The sequence below is a fragment of the Nocardia coffeae genome (assembly GCF_019890715.1).
Classification (GTDB): Bacteria; Actinomycetota; Actinomycetes; order Mycobacteriales; family Mycobacteriaceae; genus Nocardia; species Nocardia jiangxiensis.
Genome location: NZ_JAINZY010000081.1, coordinates 1 through 456 on the forward strand (window position 1 = coordinate 1; position 456 = coordinate 456).

At 59.6% G+C, this 456-nt stretch carries 1 protein-coding gene; it reads left to right on the forward strand.

Going from position 1 to position 456, the window contains the following annotated elements:
* Positions 1 to 456 (forward strand): IS256 family transposase (locus K7711_RS47125; RefSeq protein ID WP_222979705.1); only part of this gene is annotated, 456 nt, incomplete at both ends.

Sequence of the window (456 nt, forward strand, 5' to 3'; positions counted from 1 at the left end):
TGATGTGCCGCGGGATCGGAATTCGGAATTCGAGCCGCGGATGGTGCCGAAACATTCCCGTCGGGTGGAGGGTTTCGACGAGTCGATCATCTCCCTGTATGCGAAGGGGTTGACGACCGGGGAAATTCAGAAGCATCTGTCTGAGATCTACGATGTGGAGGTTTCTCGGGAGTTGATTTCGAAGATCACCGACAAGGTGGTCGACGAGATGAACGATTGGCAGTCGCGGCCACTTGAACGCGTGTATCCGATCGTGCTGATCGACGCCATTTTCGTGAAGATCCGGGACGGGAAGGTGGTCAACCGGCCGATCTACGTCGCGGTCGGAGTCACCCTCGCTGGTGAGCGAGACGTGCTGGGCCTGTGGGTCGGCACCGGCGGTGAAGGGGCCAAGCATTGGGCCGGTGTCCTGGGCGAGCTGCGGAATCGCGGCGTTGCTGATGTCATGATCGTCTG